The sequence below is a fragment of the Terasakiispira papahanaumokuakeensis genome (assembly GCF_001709345.1).
GTDB lineage: Bacteria > Pseudomonadota > Gammaproteobacteria > Pseudomonadales > Halomonadaceae > Terasakiispira > Terasakiispira papahanaumokuakeensis.
On the sequence record NZ_MDTQ01000001.1, the window covers coordinates 3,741,198 to 3,759,827 of the forward strand.

Consider the following 18,630-nt stretch of genomic DNA (forward strand, 5'->3'; position numbering starts at 1 on the left):
TGCTTCATCTGGGTCTTGAATTCGGCCTGAAAAGGCCAGCCGAGGGCCGCTGTAACATCGCACGGCGGTGCCGGGATGATGTCGAAAGGCATCTTATCTTTTAAGCGATTGTCATATTGAGAGGCATATTATGCTGACAGCTGAACAGAAAGCGCAGATCGTCACTGATTTTGGTCGTGGTGCTAACGATACGGGTTCCCCTGAAGTCCAGATCGCACTGCTGACTCACGATATCAATGGTCTGCAGGATCACTTCAAGGTCAACAAAAAAGATCACCACAGCCGTCGTGGTCTGATTCGCAAAGTTAACCAGCGTCGTAAACTGCTGGATTACCTGAAAGCGAAAGACATGAGCCGTTACGCTGAAATCATCAAGCGTCTGGGCCTGCGTCGTTAATCACGACGATGTTTGGGTCATTCGACTTGAAGATCTCACGACCCCGCTTCGGCGGGGTCGTGTTCGTTTTGGCCTCAGTGCATTCTGTCTCCAGTGTATCTATCCCCAGTGCATTCTGTCCCCCTTTGATGTTGATTTGAGTCGGTGATCGTTCCGTCACAGCTATCATTGTCATGGTGCTCGGCGTATGATATGAGCACCAAAAAATGAAATATGAACGCACAAGCAAACGTAAAGGTAGTCATTCGTGAATCCAGTCATTAAGACCTTCGACTTCGGCGGTCAGACCGTCACTTTAGAAACAGGACGAATTGCCCGTCAGGCGACAGGCGCCGTGCTCGCGACAATGGGCGGCACTAGCGTATTGTGTACCGTGGTGGCTAAGAAAGATGTCAACCCGACACAGTCCTTTTTCCCGCTCTCAGTGCACTATCAGGAGAAGACCTACGCAGCAGGTCGGATTCCGGGTGGCTTCTTTAAACGTGAAGGACGCCCCACTGAGCGGGAAACACTGACTTCTCGTCTGATTGACCGTCCGATTCGCCCGCTTTTCCCTGATGGCTTCATGAATGAAGTTCAGGTCATTTGCCAGGTGATGTCGGCTGAGCCTAGTGTTGATCCGGATATCCTGGCGATGATCGGGACTTCGGCAGCGCTCTGCATCTCTGGCGTGCCTTTCCATGGCCCCATTGGTGCCGCTCGTGTGGGCTACAATGATGAGCAAGGCTACCTCTTAAACCCGACTCAAGAAACGCTGGCCAGCTCGCGCCTGGATATGGTGGTCGCCGGGACTGAAGCGGCGGTGCTGATGGTTGAGTCTGAGGCTGAAGAGCTGACCGAAGATCAGATGCTGGGTGCCGTACTGTTTGCCCATGATGCGATGCAAAACACGATTAATGCCATTCGTGCATTAACCGATGAAGCCGGTAAAGCCCGTTGGGATTGGCAGCCTGCCACCCCCGATACGGCATTGTTTGAGCAAGTGAAGCAGCAGGTTGGCAATCAAATTGCGGAAGCCTATCGCATTACTGATAAGTTAGCCCGTTATCAGCGCCTAGACGAACTGCGTCAACAGGTGATTGACGCGCTGGTGACTGATGCTGACGATGCGCCTGCAGCGGATGATGTGAAAGCCCAGTTTGGTAAGCTGGAAAAACAAACGGTGCGTGAATCTGTACTCAATGGTGAGCCCCGAATTGATGGCCGTGACCATCGCACCGTGCGTCCGTTAAGCATTGAGACTGGGGTACTTCCCCGTACGCATGGCTCAGCGCTGTTTACCCGCGGTGAGACCCAGGCCATTGTCACGACTACCTTGGGTACCGTGCGTGATGCGCAGTTGATTGAAACGCTGGCCGGTGAGCACAAGGATTCCTTCTTGTTCCACTACAACTTCCCGCCTTTCTGTGTTGGCGAAGCGGGGTTCATGGGTGGGCCTAAGCGTCGTGAAATTGGTCATGGTCGCCTGGCGCGCCGTGGTGTTCAGGCGATGATGCCGAGCGTTGACGAATTCCCCTACACCGTGCGTGTGGTCTCTGAGATCACTGAATCGAACGGTTCTAGTTCTATGGCCTCCGTCTGTGGTGCTTCTTTGGCGCTGATGGATGCGGGTGTGCCGGTCAAGGCGCCGGTTGCCGGGATCGCGATGGGTCTGGTCAAAGATGGCGATCGTTTTGCTGTTTTGACTGATATCTTGGGTGATGAAGACCACTTGGGTGATATGGACTTTAAAGTGGCCGGAACCACTGACGGGGTGACGGCCCTGCAGATGGATATCAAAATTGAAGGCATCAACGAAGAAATCATGGAGCAGGCGCTAGAGCAGGCATTAGAAGCCCGTTTGAACATCCTGCAACAGATGAATGCGGTGTTGCCCTCTGCACGTGCTGAGCTGTCTGAAAATGCACCTTCCATGATGACCATGAAAATTGATCCGGATAAGATCCGTGATGTCATCGGTAAAGGCGGTGCGACGATTCGTGGCATCACTGAAGCCACGGGTGCGACAGTGGATATCGATGATACCGGCGCTATTCGTATTTATGCCGAGGATCGTAAAGCGGCTCAGGCGGCGATTGATATGATTGTGGGCCTGACCGCTGAAGCCGAGATCGGTCGCAGCTACAAAGGTAAGGTCGCGCGTATCGCTGATTTCGGGGCTTTTGTCACCTTCCTGCCGGGTCAGGATGGCTTGGTCCATATCAGTCAGATTGATGATAAGCGCGTTGAATCTGTGCGTGACTATCTGTCTGAAGGCCAGGAAGTGGTCGTCAAAGTCATTGATATCGATAACCGTAATCGCGTGAAGCTGTCGATTAAAGAAGTGACTGATGAAGATCGTGCTAGCGTGGCCGCTGAAGAGGCCTAAGCTTAATCGCTCGTCATCGCTGTGTGGTATTAAAAACCGGCTCCAAGTGAGCCGGTTTTTTTATAGCGCCTATTGAGTGGATCGAGCGCTGTGATGCCTAGAACGCTGTGAAACCTAGAACACTGTGATGCCCAGGGCGCGCCATCTGTGATGGCGGCACCCATTCAGGGTGGCTTAGCGCTCAATAGCTTAGCGCTCAATGGCTAAGGCAACCCCTTGACCGCCACCGATACATAAGGTGGTCAGCCCTTTTTTGGCATCACGTTTTTGCATTTCATGGACCAGTGACACCAGTACACGACAGCCGGAGGCGCCAATCGGGTGGCCCAGTGCAATGGCACCGCCATTGACGTTCACCTTGTCGGTATCCCATCCCAGCTCACGGTTGACGCATAGCGCCTGGGCAGCAAAGGCCTCATTAGCTTCGACCAGCTCAAGCTCATCCAGTGACCAGCCTGCTTTTTCGAGGCATTGGCGCGTCGCTGGAATGGGACCCGTGCCCATGATTTTCGGGTCAACCCCTGCTGAAGCATAGGCTTTAATCCGGGCCAGTACCGGCAGCCCTAGCGCTTCTGCTTTGGCGGCTGAGCAGAGAATAACGGCAGCGGCTCCATCGTTAATCGATGAGGCATTACCCGCGGTGACTGTGCCTTCTTTATCAAAAGCTGCACGCATACCGGCGAGTTTCTCAGCGGTGGTACCCGCCCGAGGATTTTCGTCTGTATCAAAAATGACGGGATCGCCCTTACGCTGCGGAATCGCGACTGGAATGATTTCGTCTTTAAAGCGGCCTGATTCAATCGCCGTGAGCGCCTTTTGCTGTGAGGCTGCGGCAAAGGCATCCTGATCTTCACGGCTGATGCCGAATTGCTTGGCAATATTTTCTGCGGTCACGCCCATATGGATATCGTTGAAGGCATCCCATAGGCCATCGACGATCATGCTGTCCTGTGCCGTCCATGGGCCCATGCGTTGTCCATTACGCGAGTTGGGCAGCAGGTGGGGAGAGAGGCTCATGTTCTCCTGGCCGCCGGCAATGATGATGTCAGCATCGCCCAGACGGATCGCCTGAGTGGCAAGGTGGAGTGCCTTTAAGCCTGAGCCGCAGACTTTGTTGATCGTCATGGCTGGGGTCGTGTCGTTCAGCCCTGCGGCAATGGCGCTTTGACGGGCGGGGTTCTGCCCACTACCGGCAGCCAACACTTGGCCTAAAATCACCTCATCGACCTGATCAGCGTTCAGGCCTGCCTTTTCCATCAGGCTTTTAATCACGGTAGCCCCTAACTGATGGGCTGGCAGAGTAGACAGTGAACCACCGAAACTGCCGATGGCGGTACGGCCTGCTGCAACAATGACGACGTCTTGCATGTGAAAACCTCCTGTTGGTGATCATTTCAGCATAGCGGGTTGTTGCCGTGCAGCAAATGTTATTCGATATTGGGGGAGGCGATGATCAGGAATTGTGACTTGTCAGTCATTGGCTAGGCCTAGGGCCAAGACCAAACATCCCCGCACAAGGCGGGGATGTTAAGGCGTGGATGACGTTTATTGCGTGTCTTTCGGTGCTTCACCATGGGCATGATTGCGTTTGCTTTTGATCCAATCGGACACTTGGGCAATCATGGCATAGAAAGTGGGCACGAAGCTGCTCGACAGCATGGCCACGGAGGCCATCCCGATGGATACGGCGGTCCCGATATGGTGACTGCTGGTATCACTGGCGCCGGTGGCGATGGCTAACGGCAGGGTCCCCAGGATAAATGCGAAAGAGGTCATCACAATGGGGCGGAAGCGAAGCTCAGCAGCGTGAACGGCCGCCTCTTGGATCGATTTGCCCAGCTCCCGGCGTTGTAATTCCGCAAATTCGACAATCAGGATCGCATTTTTTGCGGCCAGGCCAATCACCACCAAGGTGCCGATTTGGACATAGACACTGGTGTCCAAGCCGCGCAGTGCAATCCCACCAATGGCGCCAAAGAAGGCAAAGGGCGTTGCCGTGAGTACGGCCAGCGGCAGCGACCAACTTTCGTATTGCGCCGCTAAGATCAGGAAGACCATCAGGATCCCAAAGACAATCGCCAGAGAGGCTGCGCTGCCCATATTCGTTTCTTGGTAGGCGGTGCCTGTCCAGCCCATGCCCCAATCTTTACCCAGCTGCTCTTGAACCACTTTTTGCATGGCTTCAATGGCTTGGGTGGAGCTATAGCCTGGAGCGGGTTGCCCTTGGAACTGGGCGCCGAGATAAACGCCAAAGCGTGAGACAACGGCCGGGCCGACTTGGCGCTTGAGCGTGACAAACTCTGATAAGGGAATCCGTTGCCCTTCACGGTTGCGTACGTAAATATGCTTGAGGTCGTCAGGCGTTTTACGGTACTCATCTTCATTTTGTAAATACACCTGGAAGTTGCGGTTTTGGTAATTGAAGTAATTGACAAAACCGTTGCCCAAGGTGTTCGAGATCGTATTGTTGAGATCGGTTAAATTAATGCCATAGCTCAGCGCTTTCTGCTGGTCGATCTCGGCACGGTAAGACGGCACATTGGTATTAAACGTTGTGAATACACGGTTCAGTACCGGGTTCTGATTGGCCGCTTGCATGACTTTCAACGAAGCCTGATACAGTTCTTTCGGTGTCGCGCCATTATAGGAAATCAAGTAGCCCGTGAAGCCCCCAGTGGTCGATAGTCCCATGATCGGTGGCATGTTAAAGGCCATGGCGCTACCGCCTGGGACTTGATGGCCGAGTTGCATCACTTTTCCGACCAGTTGGTCGGCACTGATCTCTCGTTGATCCCAGGACTTCATATTGATAAAGATGACGCCTCGGGCTGTATTCACAGCGCTGGAGAGCAGATCATAACCGGCGACCATGGTGGAGTATTCTACCCCTGGGATCTCTTCGATCTTTTGGCTTAGCCGAGACATGTAATCCGCCGTCCGATCCAGCGATGAAGCATCGGGCATGGTGACGCTGGCCAGTACAATCCCCTGATCCGTTTCTGGAACCAGTGTCGAGGGCGTATGTTCATACATCCACCAGGCCCCTGCACTGACGGCGGCCGCGAGCAGCAGTGCGATCACGCGAAAGCGAATGAGGAACTTAACACTGTGTACATAGAGCTTGGTGACCGCATCAAAGAAACGATCAAAGAGGCGTAACGGCGCTCTCAATGCGCGCATCACCGGCCCTTCTTTGACGTGGGCATTGTGCTTGATGAAAATCGCTGAAAGGGCCGGCGTGAACGTCAAAGCCATCAGGGCTGAGAAGGCAACGGAGATGGCAATGGTCAGGGCGAACTGTTGATAAATTTGCCCGGTGAATCCGCCTAGGAAGGCCACAGGAATAAACACGGCCGCCATGATCAATGAGGTCGCAATGACCGGGCCGCCCACTTCTTTCATGGCATGCGCTGTGGCTTCTCTCACCGACATGCTCTCATCTTCACTGAGTACCCGCTCCACGTTTTCGACCACCAATATGGCGTCGTCCACCACGATCCCGATGGCCAGCACCATGGCAAACAGTGTCAGCAGGTTGATGGAAAAGCCAAACAGGTAAAAGCCCGCAAAGGTGGCCACCACTGAAACCGGTACGACCGACATCGCAATGACGGTAAAGCGCCAGTTTTGCAGGAAAATAAACAGGATCACACCGACAATAATGAAGGCTTCAATGAAGGTGTGTTTCACTGTTTCAACCGACGCATCGATAAATAGCGTGGTGTCATAAGGCACCACATATTCAAGCCCCGGGGGGAAGCGACCTTTGAGTTCTTTGAGCTTCGCTTTGACGGCTTTCGCCGTTTCTAGGGCATTAGCACCAGGCTGTTGGTTGATAATGATCGGGGTCATGGTGGCATTATTCAGGCGCGCATCAATGCCATAAAATGACGCCCCCAGCTCGATACGCGCCACATCTTTCAGGTAGAGCGACGAGCCATCTGGGTTGGTGCGTAGGAAGATATTACGGAAATCATCGGCGCTGTTTAAACGCCCACCTGCGGTGATGGTATAGGTGTAAGCTTGGGGATCACTCTGCGGCGTTCCGGCGAGACTGCCGGCTGGAATTTCCGTGTTTTGGGCCCGAATCGCTGCGGCGACTTCGGTCGGGGTCAGGTCATACTGGGCCAGCTTATCCGGGTCCATCCAGACCCGCATGGCGAATTCACCTCCCCCTAAGACTTCTGCATTCCCTACCCCGGGCACCTGACGAAGTTCATCCAATAAGTTGAGGGTGGCGTAGTTCTGCATGAAGATATTGTTGTAATCCCCCTGCGGTGAGGTCAGTGCAACCAGCATTAGAATGGTGCTGGAGCGCAGCTCAACCGTGACCCCTTGAGCCTGTACGGCTTCCGGAAGTCGAGAGAGGGCGCCTTGAACTCGGTTGTTCACATTGATGGTATTGATGTCGCCATCGGTGCCGATGTTAAAAGCGACATTCATTTGCATCAGGCCGTTATCGGCACTGGTCGAGGTCATATAAAGCATATCCTCGACGCCGTTAATGGCCTCTGCCAGCGGCGCGGCGACGGTTTGAGCCACGGTTTCGGCATTCGCACCGGGGAATTGCGCCTGGACCGATACGCTAGGCGGGACAACGCTGGGATACTGCTCAATAGGCAATACCCGCATACTCAACAGCCCCATGAGCGTCAGAATGATCGCTAAGACGGTTGCGAATATGGGTCGTTTGATAAAAAAGTCAGAGAAATTCATGCGTCCCCTGCCTGCTTAGCCTTATTCGGTTGAGCGGATGAGTCCTGGGATTCTGCCTTAGATGTGTCACTCTTGGGGGTATAGGCTTGTGGCTCAATAGTCGTCCCGGGCTCAATAGCCGCAATATCCCCTGCCAGCACGCGATCGCCTTCTTTTAATCCCTCCACAATAATTTGCTGGTGTCCTGCCAGATCGCCCAGCTGTACGGTGCGGGCACGGGCCTTGTTCTCGTCATCCAGTACATAGACTTGTGGCCCCATAAGCCCTTGAGTGATGGCATCTTCGGGAACAGCGATGACATTAAAGCGCTTGAGGTTTTGAACGCTCACGCGCACAAATTGGCCCGGCAAGAAGGTGGCTTCAGGGTTATCAAAAATGGCGGAGGCTTGAACGGTACTGGTGCCTTCATTGACGCGGCTACCCAGGAACTTCAGGTGGCCGTCAAGGTGGCGTTGGCTGTCACGGCTATTCAGGCGTGTTTTGATTTCGGAAACGGCTTGGTCATTACCGAGTTGATGGCGTAATTCAAAAGCATCCTTCTGAGGCAGTTGAAAACGGACTTCCAGAGGATTGAGGGGGGTAATCGTGGCCAGTTCATCACCACTATTCACCAAGTTGCCGAGGTTGACTTCACTCAGGCTGATGCGGCCCCCCACAGGGGCAGTGACCGAAGCATACTCCAGATCCAATTGGGCGCTGGCTAACGCCGCTTCGGCTTGTGATACCTTGGCCGCTGCGGTTCTGCGGTCTGCTTCAGCTTGGTCATAATCCTGGCGACTGACTGAATTTTGACTCAGTAGGCGTTTGAAGCGCTCTGCATCTCTTTGTGCACGATAGAGTTCTGCCTTGGCACTTTCGATATCGGCCTCACGCTCGTGTACCGTGGCCTGATAGCGATCAGGCTCAATGGAATAAAGGAGCTGACCTTTTGCGACGATATCACCCGGCTCGAAATGACGTGCTTCCAAGGTACCGACGACACGTGAGACCAAAGTGACTTCTTCATCGCTGCGCAATTTAGAGGCATAGGTGCGATTCAGTGGAATATCTTTTTTCTGAATCGTCATCACCGGCATCGGGCGTGGTGGGGCTTCGCTTTTCTGGGCTTGAGTATTTTGGGCCCCATCATCTCCACTGCAGGCACTGAGTGTGGCCACAAGTAAAGCTGACATGATCAGTGGCGTGATTCGACACATCATGATTCGGTCATCCTGTTCCAAGGCTAATTAAGGTGAAAATGAAAAAATTTAAATCAGTCATTCTAAATCAACCATGATCGGTTTAAATCGTGGCCGGTTTAAGTCGTTGTGTTAAGCGCTGATGAGCCAGGCTGCGTGATCCTGGTTTTATAGCCAAAAAGATAAAGTGATGGAGCCAAACTGATCATTATCCTCTTGTGTTTCAAACTCTTTGGTACGCCATATATAGGTATAAGAGAGTTGTGCGCTTTTCCACATCATTGCGGCACCTAAGGTGATGTCACCGACCCACGGCTTGCGATCAACACTGTGGCTGTTTTCAAACGTATTCCCATCAAGAAGCAAGTTGCGGGCCATATAACGACCTTCCAGCCCGGCAAAGACATACCAGCCATTACTGGCGCCGGGTAAAAAGCCTGATTGGCCACTTTCAGCAGGTGGCACGGCGGGTATACCAAAACTTCGGTCTAAGTTCTGTCCCATTCTGATGGTGCCGCCTGCCGCGCCATAAGTATATAAGTTGCCTAGTGCAAACCCGGCATGGGGGCCATATTCGACTGCCATATTGCCTAGATGAGCGGGGGCTAGCCAGGCTCGGCGATAGGTCATATTCAAAATGGGCTCATTATGGAGCTGATGAGACCAACCGTGAGGGCGGTTAGAGCCAATCAGTTTGTGAAACTCGCGCTGAATGGGCTTGCCTCCGGCGCCGGGCCCGACAAGCCCAATGTTAAACGCCAATGTTTGTGCCGTGCGTTGACCATTGGTTCGAGGCGTATCTGACAATAAGGTTAACCCTGTGAGTAAAACGCCGGCATAGGGCCGATCATCCTCGATCAAGTCACGTCGAGAAATTTGGTTGGGTGTAAACATTTGGTGAGCCAAGCTGTAGCTGGCGCCACTGAGGGTGTCCTTTTGCCATCCAGGGATGTAATCCGCTACATCACGTGTCCAATGATCCGCCTCGGGCACAAAGCCCCAGCTTATTTCGGCGCCATTAGTGTAATGGCCATCATCGCCGCTGGAGTAGAGGTCATTATCGCTGGTCAGACTTAAAAGCCCTGATGCGGCGGTTGTTCCCGACAGGGCCAGTAGCACCAGCGTCATCAGGTAGGCCGGTTTACGCACGCTGCCTGCGCTGGAGTGAGTGGCATTCAGGGAAGGACTGTCTTGGAATCGCGCACCAGATCGGGACATGAAAGTGTCTCTTGTAGGCAGGCTATAGGGATTTGGATCAGTGTAGGGTAATTATATACATTCATTGATGTATGTAAATCTTTTACGGACTTATGCACGCTTATGTTGTGTGTTTGACATAACGCAAACCTTTTGCCTGTCACAGGATCAAGGTATCCTTACCGGTTTTCCGACGTGTCAGCATGTCTTGTCGATTCATTCGCCTTGGTGAGGGCTTCGGAAGACATGGCAGACATGGCGGGTGCCTATTGGCGATTGTTTTGAATATTGAATACAAGTGCGGTTAACAACGTGCTTGGCGTCGATTAATCGAATCACGATACAGGAGTCTGCTCATGCCACCACGTGTGGGGGTTATCATGGGGTCTAAGTCTGACTGGCCGGTGATGGAACATGCCGTCAAAATGCTCGAACGCCTAGGCGTGGCTTATGAAACCCGAGTGGTCTCAGCGCATCGTACGCCTGACTTACTCTTTGACTATGCCAAAACCGCGGCCGATCGTGGACTGTCGGTGATTATCGCCGGTGCCGGCGGCGCGGCGCATTTACCCGGTATGGTGGCGTCGCAGACGGCTTTGCCCGTGCTGGGGGTGCCCGTGGAGTCTAAGGCATTGAAAGGGCTAGACTCTTTACTGTCAATCGCACAAATGCCGGGTGGGGTTGCTGTCGGCACTTTAGCGATTGGTAAAGCCGGTGCAACCAATGCGGGCCTTTTGGCGGCTCAAATCCTGGGGACGACGGATACAGCGATCCGAGCGGCGGTTGAAACTTTCCGGGCAGAACAGACTCAGCAGGTGTTAGATCACCCTGATCCTGCGGAAGATTGAGTCCGTGTTGTTTTTTTAACGTCTGACTGTTTTTAAACGTTTGGCTGTTTTTAAACGTTTGGCTGTTTTTAAATATTTGAGTGTTGTTTAAATATTGAATTGTTTTTAAACGCCTGACCATGCGACGGCTTGTTGAGGACCTTTAATGATGCGAATTGGTATTCTAGGGGCGGGCCAACTGGGACAAATGTTGGCACTGGCCGGATATCCACTGGGCAATCGGTTTGTCTTTCACGACTTATCGGGTAGCCCCAGTGCGGATATTGGTGAAACCCTTGTGGATACGGCGCAAGAACGATTGGAAGACTTCCTCGCGCGCGTGGATGTGGTGACTTACGAATTTGAACACTTGCCGGTGGCGCTGGTGGAGCGACTCGCGCGGGACAAGCCCGTATTCCCCAGTGCACAGGCTTTAGCCGTGTGTCAGAACCGAGCCGAAGAAAAAGGGCTGTTTACTCGATTAGGTATTCCAACGCCGGAATATCGCTTGGTCAATTCAGCTGCAGCGCTTGAAGTGGCGGCTCGTGAATTGGGTGGACGCAGCGGTAAGCCCGTGGTCGCCAAGTCGATTACGGAAGGATACGACGGCAAAGGGCAAGCGGTGTTGCGTCATCCGGACGAAGCGGCGGATGCCTGGGCGGCGATTGGTCATCACCAGCTGATAGTGGAAGCCTTCGTTGAGTTTGTTCGCGAGGTGTCCATTATTGCGGTGCGTGATCAGCATGGCGAGGTGGTTTTTTATCCCATGGCTGAAAATCAGCATGTGGATGGGATCCTGCGGTATTCCCTGGCCCCCATGCCAGATTTAGACGCTCAAGTGCAGGCGAGGGCTGAAGGCTATATCAAGATGTTGCTGGATGAGCTGGATTATGTGGGGGTGCTCACGCTCGAGCTGTTCCAGACGGCGGATGGCTTGCTGTTAGCCAATGAGATGGCGCCGCGCGTTCACAACTCGGGCCATTGGACGATGAATGGAGCCGTGACCAGCCAGTTTGAGAACCACTTAAGAGCGATCCAAGGCTTGCCTTTGGGTCGTACCGAAGCGCGTCACCCGACCTGTATGATCAATTTAATCGGTCAGCAGGGTAAGCGGGAGGCGTTGCTCTCTGAACCCGACAGTCATTTGCATTTGTATGGTAAAGGTGAACGACCCGGTCGCAAGCTGGGGCATGTGAATATCATCGCCCCAGATCATGCCACCTTGCTGGCGCGGGTGAAGGCCACTGCGGCCCAAGTCCCCGAGGCGCCACCGGTGAAGTTCAGTTTTGACCCAGATGCATGATAATGAATCTTTAAAAACCGGCTTTAAGGCCGGTTTTTAGGGTCTGCGTTTAGCGGTTGAGCCTCCAATGGCGTTCAAGCTTCAAGAGCCCGATGTGTCATATGGTGATCTCAAGCGTCGAGGTGACGCCATTATCCTAAGACGGATGCTTTAAGCCTGATGGCACAATCTGTCATGCTCAATTTTGATGCAACGGTCCTCGACATAGGTCAGCCCCGCCGCTTCTGCGGCGTTTCGACAGCTTGCAGACTGTATCCCCAGTTGTAACCAAATTGCTGGGATCTTCAGCGAGATGGCTTCTTCGACAATCGGCAAACAGTCCTCCGCACGTCGGAAAATATCCACAAGATCCGGTTGTTGCGGTAGATGCATCAGGTCGGGATAACAAGGAAGCCCCAAAACCTCGTCCAGCTTCGGATTCACAGGCATGAGCTGATAGCCTTGCTGCTGTAAATAGAGTGCAACCCGGTAACTGGCACGATCAGGATTATTAGATAACCCCACGATCGCAATACGGCGGCTGTGTTGCAGCAGTGATTTCAAAGCGGTATCGGTGATCACTTCCATGAGGCAAACTCCTGTAGCGGTTGACTGTGCTTGTTAACTGTACGTGTTGGCTGTACGTGTTGACTGTACTTGTTGAGAGCGCAATCAGGTTAGATGAGCATCAGGTGGCATCTTTTCCGTTTCATCTTGCCCGTTTCATCTTGTCTGCTTCATTATGCTTAGCCGCCAGCCAGAGTGTCGTAGCACCAGAAACCTGCCAGCGTGAGCATCACCGAGCCGGCTAAATGAAGGCCGATCGTGAGTGCGGCATCGGTCAGACGTCCCTGTTGTAGCATATTGGCCACTTCGGCAGAAAAGGTCGAGAAGGTGGTGAGGGCACCGAGCAATCCCGTGACTAAAAACAATCGCCAGAAATCGGGTAATTCGGGGTGATTCGTGAGCCAGCCCAGGGCAATGCCAATGAGCCAAGCACCGGTGAGATTGGCGACCAAGGTCCCCAGGGGAAAGTGGCTGAGCACAGCATTCAAACGTAGTGATAGCCACCAGCGAGTACTGGCACCAATGCCGGCCCCTGCGGTAATGGCCAGTAAACTGGCGGGTAAGTTCATGGAATGGCTCCTCATTGACAGCGCTTTCAAATGAGTGATGATGGTCTGTTCGATGTGTTCGGTATCGCTGAGTGGTTAATGCTGTATAGGCCACTCTGCAGCCGTCCATTGGGCCGTGGTAGACCATTGAATCGCCGATGACATGGAGACTATCGGCACTCTTTTTATCGCGTACTCGTTTTATCGCGTACTCGTTTTATCGCGTACTCGTTTTATCGCGTACTCGTTTTATAACGTGCTCGCTTTATAACGTACTAGTGTTCACGATTAACTCGCTGATTTCCACAAGGATGTGACATCATGCAGACGGATTGTTTCCTTGCCTTGGGCGCTCGACCCCAAGTCGTGTTCAGTCGATGGTTACAACGACCACGTCGCTTTTTCAGCTGTTGGCTATTGATCTTCTCTTGGGTCATCGCGCAGGAGGCGATGGCGGCCCCTACTGAGCCCTGCCCTGATTGGCCTGAGCCTGAAGCGGCGCGGGAGTTGCAACGATTAACGCAGCAGCTGGCGCTTTGGCATCAGGATTACCGACACCAGGGGGCTTCGGGCGTGAGTGATGCGACCTGGGACTATTTGCAGCGTCAGCGCCAACACTGGGTTGACTGTTATCCGCAATTGTCGCGCCATTTGCAGATTCAAGACACGACCGCTGCCACCGACGCCATGGAGGCGGCGCGCTCAGATGAGACGGTCGCCTTACCGTTTATTCATACCGGGCTGAACAAATTAGCCGATTTGAGCGCTTTGACCGACTGGATGGCGCAACATCAAGACCGGGCTTTGTGGGTTCAACCTAAGATTGATGGTGTCGCTGTGACGCTGGTTTATCAGCAGGGTCAGTTGGTACAGGCCATCAGCCGAGGGGATGGCCGACGAGGACAAGACTGGACTACTGCGGTGCAGGCTCTGCCCCTGGTGCCTCAGCAGTTGACCGAGCCTCGAAGCCTTGTGCTGCAAGGCGAGCTCTATTGGCAGCAATCAGGCCGTATTGAAGCCGAAACTCAGCAGCCTTCGGGACGCGCTAGGGTGATGGGCATATTGCGCCAAGGCCTCTCCGATGAGATTCAACAGCAACCGATCGCTTTTTTTCCATGGGCCTGGCCCGATGGCCCGGCCACGATGCAAAGTCGTTTACGTCAGTTACAAGCCCTTGGGTTTCCGCTGCCATCCCAGTGGTCGCGTCGGGTCGATCGTGCTGAGGTGGTTGAACAATGGCGCTTACGTTGGAGTGAAAGCCCTTTACCTTTTGCGACCGATGGCGTCGTGATCAAAGTGGATCGGCGTCCGCCGGGGCGAGATTGGCAAGTGGGCGATGAATACTGGGCGGCAGCGTGGAAGCACCCCGCTAAAGTGGGGTTGACTCAAGTACGCGAGGTCACGTTTTCCATTGGTCGTACGGGGCATATCACACCGGTGGTGACGTTAGTGCCGGTTGAGATCGGTGGACGACGGTTATCGCGAGTGAGCCTTGGCAGTTTGGCCCGCTGGCGTGAATTGGATGTGCGGCCCGAAGACCAGGTGCTGATCGCCTTAGCAGGAAGCGTCATTCCACGCTTGGATCAAGTGGTGTGGGCGCATCAACCGAGGCGTCCGGTGCAAGTCCCTGATGCTGCTCGATATCACCATGACAGTTGCTGGCATCCCGCCCCCGATTGCGACTCTCAATTTATTGCGCGTTTAACCTGGCTAAGCAGTGATGAGGGACTGAATCTGCCCGGTGTGGCGGCCGGTCGTTGGTCGCAGTTGATCCATGCAGAGGCGGTCCAAGGGCTATTGGACTGGTGGCATTGGACGCCCGAACAGATCAATGCGCTACCAGGCTTTGGGCCTCGGCGTACCCAGCAATGGCTGGCTTGGCGTGAGCGGGTGACGCGGTTGCCACTGAATCGCTGGCTGGTCGCCTTGGGGGCTCCCGCGCGTGAGACCGAATTCCATCGCTGGGGGCCGGCAAAGGCTCGGCTCGCGTTTTGGTTAGGGCTGAATCATGAGCAGTGGCAACAATTGCCTGGTGTCGGCCCGGCGCGTGCGAGTCAATTGCATCGGTTTATGCGGCGTATTGAGGAGGAAGGCTGGGTGCCCCTGCTGAGCACATTACCCCCTCATAGGCTGTCCAGTGCCGCCCGCTAATTGATCTCTCAATATCAGGTTGATCGTCGTCAACTTGTTGTTCATCAAGGCCTGTCCTCTTTGCGGCGGGTATGATGAAAGCTGACTTTATCACGGTAATGTCTCATTTTTTCATAGATAAGATCTATATAAGGTAACGGCTTGATCAAGGTGTTATCGCGATATTGCCATAACGCCTCACTATGATCGTTAGGCGCAACCATTGAGTCACACCCAATTCAGAAAAGGAGCACACACCATGATGCAGTGGGGGACGTTGAGAGAGCGCCTGCTGGCCAGGCATATTCCGGGTCCTGGCGTCTGGTTAGCCTGTCTCGTGTTGGTGGCCGTTTTAGCATTGCCGACGCCGGATAACCTGCCTCTGGCTGGGCATCGTGTTTTGGCCATTTTGGCTTTTGCCGTCACGCTATGGCTGACCCAGGCGGTCAGTTATGAGGTCAGTGCGGTGATGATTGTGGCTTTGATTGCCTTTGGCGTGGGGTTGTCGCCTTCGTTATCGCAGCCCGATCAGATGATGGGGACCAGTACGGCCCTGAAGTTGGCCATGAGTGGGTTTACCAGTGGCGGCACGGTATTAGTTGCCGCCGCCTTGTTTATTTCTGTGGCGATGACCCTCACGGGATTGGATAAGCGGATTGCCATGCTGATTCTCTCTTGGATTGGGGTGGGATATGGCCGTATTTTGATCAGCACGCTGTTGGTCACGGTAGTGCTCAGCTTATTCGTGCCCAGCGCGACAGCCCGTGTCGCCTGTGTTGTGCCGATCATGATGGGGATGATCGCGGCTTTTGGTGAAGAGCGCGACTCTCCTTTTGCGGCGGGTGTCATGATCATGGTGGCGCAGGCGACGAGTGTTTGGAATGTGGGGATCCAAACGGCAGGGGCGCAAAACCTGCTTACCACGAGTTTTATTCAGCGCGTCAGCGGCGAAAGCCTCGATTGGTTGACATGGTTTGTGGCTGGGGCGCCGTGGAGTTTGATCATGTCTGTGGTGCTGTTCTTTGTTGTGCGTTGGGCGATGCCGGCTCATGCGCATGGTATTGAGGGCGGGCGCGAGCGCTTAAAAGCGCAGTTAGCGGAACTCGGCCCCATGTCCCGGAATGAAAAGATGCTGTTGTGGGTCGTGCTGGGCTTATTGGTGATGTGGGCCACTGGCGGCAAGCTGCACCCCTTTGATACGGCGTCAGTCACCGTCGTGGGCTTAGCGGTTTTACTGCTACCGGGGATCGGCGTGATGGACTGGAAGCAAGTACAGTCACGCATACCTTGGGGGACGCTGGTAGTCTTTGGTGTCGGTATTTCGTTGGGCTCGGCCCTGTTGGCGACGCAAGCGGGTCAATGGCTGGGCAATACGGTGGTGCAGGGGCTGGGGCTGGATGATGTGGCGCCTTTCTGGTTATTGGCCGCTCTGAGTCTATTTTTGATTGTGATTCACCTTGGCTTTGCCAGTGCAACAGCGCTGACATCCACCATGATGCCGATTATGCTGGCCTTATTGGTCGCCCTGGATCAGGTTCAGAATGTCCCTGGGCTGGCGATGCTACTTGGGTTCGCCATTAGTTTTGGTTTCATCCTACCGATTAATGCGCCGCAAAATATGGTATGTATCGGTACACATACATTCACCAGTGGGCAGTTTGCCAAAGTGGGGGTCCCGGTCACGCTGATAGGTTATGGCCTGATGTTGCTAATGGCCGCCACTTGGTGGCATTGGTTGGGCTTGTTATAACGTCAGCAGATGACGTGAATGGCGACCCCAGTGTACTGACTTTACGACATAGGCCATGGCGATGGCCGTAACAAACACAAGGAGTTCATCAATGAAAGGTGATCATCGCGTTATCGACGCATTAAATGAGCTACTGGCCATGGAGCTGGCAGCGATGGATCAGTACTTTGTTCACTCGCGGATGTACGCGGATTGGGGGTTGAATCAACTGTATGAGCGCATCAACCACGAAGTGGAGGATGAGAAAGGTCATGCGGCGGTGTTGATTGAGCGCATCCTGTTTTTGGAAGGTACGCCGGATATGACTCAGCGGACTGGGTTTAAAGTCGGCACGGATGTGAAGAGCATGCTGGAAAGCGATTTACAGCTAGAATATACCGTGCGGGCAGGCTTGCAAAAAACGATTCAGTTATGTGAGCAGTTACAGGACTATCAGACCCGTACCGCCCTGATGCCGTTATTGGAAGATACCGAAATCGATCATACCCATTGGCTTGAGCAGCAATTGAAACTGATTGATCGTGTCGGTATGGAAAATTATCAGCAGTCGAAAATGTAAATGATGGGCTCGCGGTGATTCCTGAGGCCCGCACTTAAGGAGTGGTGCGTTTGAAGCATTGGTTGATGGCGAACCCTAAAGCGGGTCGGAATGAGCGTGGCACTGACTTTTGGCAGCGCCACCTGTCGGCGGCCGGGATTACGGATGTGCAGGTGTGTACGATTGATGACGATCGTTGGCCTGCGCAACTGCAATCTGGAGATCGCTTATTGGTCGCTGGTGGTGATGGTTCGGTGAACTTTGCCGCCCATCTTTGCATGCGTTCCGGCGCGGTGTTGGGCGTCTTACCTTCGGGAACGGCCAATGATTTTGCGCGTAATTTGAATTTGCCCCAGAGCCCGGCCCAACTGTGCCGTTTAATGGCGGAAGCGCCGCTACAGCAAGTCGATGTCGCGGTGTTATCGGATGACCAACTTTTTCTGAATGTGGCGCATGTGGGGCTGGGCACCTTGCCTTCCCGTCAGGCGGAAGGCGAGAGTAAACGCTGGTTGGGGCGTTATAGCTATATTGCGCAGTTGATCCGACGGTTTCGCAGTCGCCGCGGGTTGAAAGCCCATTTGCAACTGGATGATCGAGCCCTACGGGGACGCTGGTTAACGATTGCGGTGGCTTCCGGGGCCTTCTTTGGGGGTGGGAGTGAGATTCCTCAGACCTGTGTGAATGATGGCCAGTTAACGGTCATGGCGGTGAGGGCAAGGCCGTTGTGGTCATTGATAAAAGCTTTTGTTGTGCTGCGCCTTAAGCGGACACGGACTCACCGTGGTCATGTGGTGGAATATCACAAGAGTCAATCTTGCCAGATTCAGTGTTCGCGTCCGCATACGTTTACCGCGGATGGCGAAGTGATGGGTAAGACCCCTTTGAGCATTACGCTAAAACCCAAGGCATTGACGGTGATCGCTCGACAGGTTGTGACCACAGACTGACGACGTTTGCCCTTCCGTTCAATCCATCGGGTCGATCAATCGGCGCCGCCTATCCCGTACAGACGACCTTATATTCCCAATATGAATATAAGGTATTATTTTTTATTCTTTTTTTGATGGGTTGATGTGCCCTAAAATAGCGCTTTTCTAAAAGAGTGCTTTTCTACAATAGTGCTTTTAACGCA

At 53.7% G+C, this 18,630-nt stretch carries 14 protein-coding genes; 8 read left to right on the plus strand and 6 right to left on the minus strand.

Annotated elements, in window-relative coordinates; genetic code table 11:
• Positions 1-127 precede the first annotated feature (127 nt).
• Positions 128-397, plus strand: coding sequence for a 30S ribosomal protein S15 (rpsO, locus tag BFW38_RS16340; protein WP_068999850.1), 270 nt, complete (start codon positions 128-130; stop codon positions 395-397).
• A 247-nt stretch (positions 398-644) separates the two neighbouring features.
• Complete coding sequence (gene pnp / locus BFW38_RS16345; RefSeq protein ID WP_068999851.1) at positions 645-2,765, plus strand: polyribonucleotide nucleotidyltransferase; 2,121 nt, start codon at positions 645-647, stop codon at positions 2,763-2,765.
• A 189-nt stretch (positions 2,766-2,954) separates the two neighbouring features.
• Here pnp and BFW38_RS16350 read toward each other — a convergent pair whose 3' ends face one another.
• From BFW38_RS16350 to BFW38_RS16365, 4 genes are all read right to left on the minus strand, one after another.
• The gene (locus BFW38_RS16350) at positions 2,955-4,133 is read right to left on the minus strand and encodes an acetyl-CoA C-acetyltransferase (protein ID WP_068999852.1); all 1,179 of its coding nucleotides are present in this window, start codon (positions 4,131-4,133) and stop codon (positions 2,955-2,957) included.
• 177 nt (positions 4,134-4,310) lie between these two features.
• A complete protein-coding gene (locus tag BFW38_RS16355) occupies positions 4,311-7,481 on the minus strand; it encodes an efflux RND transporter permease subunit (RefSeq protein WP_068999853.1) in 3,171 nt (1,056 codons plus the stop codon).
• On the minus strand, positions 7,478-8,680 hold the full coding sequence (locus BFW38_RS16360) for an efflux RND transporter periplasmic adaptor subunit (protein WP_068999854.1): 1,203 nt from the start codon (positions 8,678-8,680) through the stop codon (positions 7,478-7,480). The genes BFW38_RS16355 and BFW38_RS16360 overlap by 4 nt, the downstream gene beginning before the upstream one ends.
• Before the next feature lie 147 nt (positions 8,681-8,827).
• Entirely contained in the window at positions 8,828-9,877 is a 1,050-nt protein-coding gene (locus BFW38_RS16365; protein WP_084004724.1) for a lipid A deacylase LpxR family protein, read from the minus strand.
• Positions 9,878-10,212: 335 nt separating this feature from the next.
• Between BFW38_RS16365 and purE the strand changes: the two genes are divergently transcribed.
• A complete protein-coding gene (gene purE / locus BFW38_RS16370) occupies positions 10,213-10,704 on the plus strand; it encodes a 5-(carboxyamino)imidazole ribonucleotide mutase (protein ID WP_068999855.1) in 492 nt (163 codons plus the stop codon).
• Positions 10,705-10,852: 148 nt separating this feature from the next.
• Positions 10,853-11,986 carry a 5-(carboxyamino)imidazole ribonucleotide synthase gene (locus tag BFW38_RS16375; protein ID WP_069000556.1) on the plus strand — a complete coding sequence of 378 codons (1,134 nt, stop codon included), beginning with the start codon at positions 10,853-10,855 and terminating at the stop codon, positions 11,984-11,986.
• A gap of 150 nt (positions 11,987-12,136) precedes the next feature.
• Here BFW38_RS16375 and BFW38_RS16380 read toward each other — a convergent pair whose 3' ends face one another.
• Positions 12,137-12,553, minus strand: coding sequence for a CoA-binding protein (locus tag BFW38_RS16380; protein WP_068999856.1), 417 nt, complete (start codon positions 12,551-12,553; stop codon positions 12,137-12,139).
• 158 nt (positions 12,554-12,711) lie between these two features.
• Entirely contained in the window at positions 12,712-13,101 is a 390-nt protein-coding gene (gene crcB, locus BFW38_RS16385; protein WP_068999857.1) for a fluoride efflux transporter CrcB, read from the minus strand.
• A 300-nt stretch (positions 13,102-13,401) separates the two neighbouring features.
• Here crcB and ligB point away from each other — a divergent pair, with 300 nt between their 5' ends.
• The 4 genes from ligB (at position 13,402) to BFW38_RS16405 (ending at position 18,445) form a co-directional block, all read left to right on the plus strand.
• The gene (gene ligB / locus BFW38_RS16390) at positions 13,402-15,231 is read left to right on the plus strand and encodes an NAD-dependent DNA ligase LigB (protein WP_068999858.1); all 1,830 of its coding nucleotides are present in this window, start codon (positions 13,402-13,404) and stop codon (positions 15,229-15,231) included.
• Between the two features lie 238 nt (positions 15,232-15,469).
• On the plus strand, positions 15,470-16,960 hold the full coding sequence (locus BFW38_RS16395) for a DASS family sodium-coupled anion symporter (RefSeq protein WP_218186440.1): 1,491 nt from the start codon (positions 15,470-15,472) through the stop codon (positions 16,958-16,960).
• Between the two features lie 91 nt (positions 16,961-17,051).
• Positions 17,052-17,519, plus strand: coding sequence for a bacterioferritin (gene bfr / locus BFW38_RS16400; RefSeq protein ID WP_068999859.1), 468 nt, complete (start codon positions 17,052-17,054; stop codon positions 17,517-17,519).
• 50 nt (positions 17,520-17,569) lie between these two features.
• The gene (locus BFW38_RS16405) at positions 17,570-18,445 is read left to right on the plus strand and encodes a diacylglycerol/lipid kinase family protein (protein WP_069000558.1); all 876 of its coding nucleotides are present in this window, start codon (positions 17,570-17,572) and stop codon (positions 18,443-18,445) included.
• Positions 18,446-18,630: the final 185 nt, after the last annotated feature.

What these genes read in the sequence shown, in the direction of transcription:
- BFW38_RS16350 (WP_068999852.1), bottom strand. Translation starts at nt 4,133, where the DNA reads ATGCAAGACGTCGTCATTGTTGCAGCAGGCCGTACCGCCATCGGCAGT.
- BFW38_RS16355 (WP_068999853.1), bottom strand. Translation starts at nt 7,481, where the DNA reads ATGAATTTCTCTGACTTTTTTATCAAACGACCCATATTCGCAACCGTC.
- BFW38_RS16360 (WP_068999854.1), bottom strand. Translation starts at nt 8,680, where the DNA reads ATGATGTGTCGAATCACGCCACTGATCATGTCAGCTTTACTTGTGGCC.
- BFW38_RS16365 (WP_084004724.1), bottom strand. Translation starts at nt 9,877, where the DNA reads ATGTCCCGATCTGGTGCGCGATTCCAAGACAGTCCTTCCCTGAATGCC.
- purE (WP_068999855.1), top strand. Translation starts at nt 10,213, where the DNA reads ATGCCACCACGTGTGGGGGTTATCATGGGGTCTAAGTCTGACTGGCCG.
- BFW38_RS16375 (WP_069000556.1), top strand. Translation starts at nt 10,853, where the DNA reads ATGCGAATTGGTATTCTAGGGGCGGGCCAACTGGGACAAATGTTGGCA.
- BFW38_RS16380 (WP_068999856.1), bottom strand. Translation starts at nt 12,553, where the DNA reads ATGGAAGTGATCACCGATACCGCTTTGAAATCACTGCTGCAACACAGC.
- crcB (WP_068999857.1), bottom strand. Translation starts at nt 13,101, where the DNA reads ATGAACTTACCCGCCAGTTTACTGGCCATTACCGCAGGGGCCGGCATT.
- ligB (WP_068999858.1), top strand. Translation starts at nt 13,402, where the DNA reads ATGCAGACGGATTGTTTCCTTGCCTTGGGCGCTCGACCCCAAGTCGTG.
- BFW38_RS16395 (WP_218186440.1), top strand. Translation starts at nt 15,470, where the DNA reads ATGATGCAGTGGGGGACGTTGAGAGAGCGCCTGCTGGCCAGGCATATT.
- bfr (WP_068999859.1), top strand. Translation starts at nt 17,052, where the DNA reads ATGAAAGGTGATCATCGCGTTATCGACGCATTAAATGAGCTACTGGCC.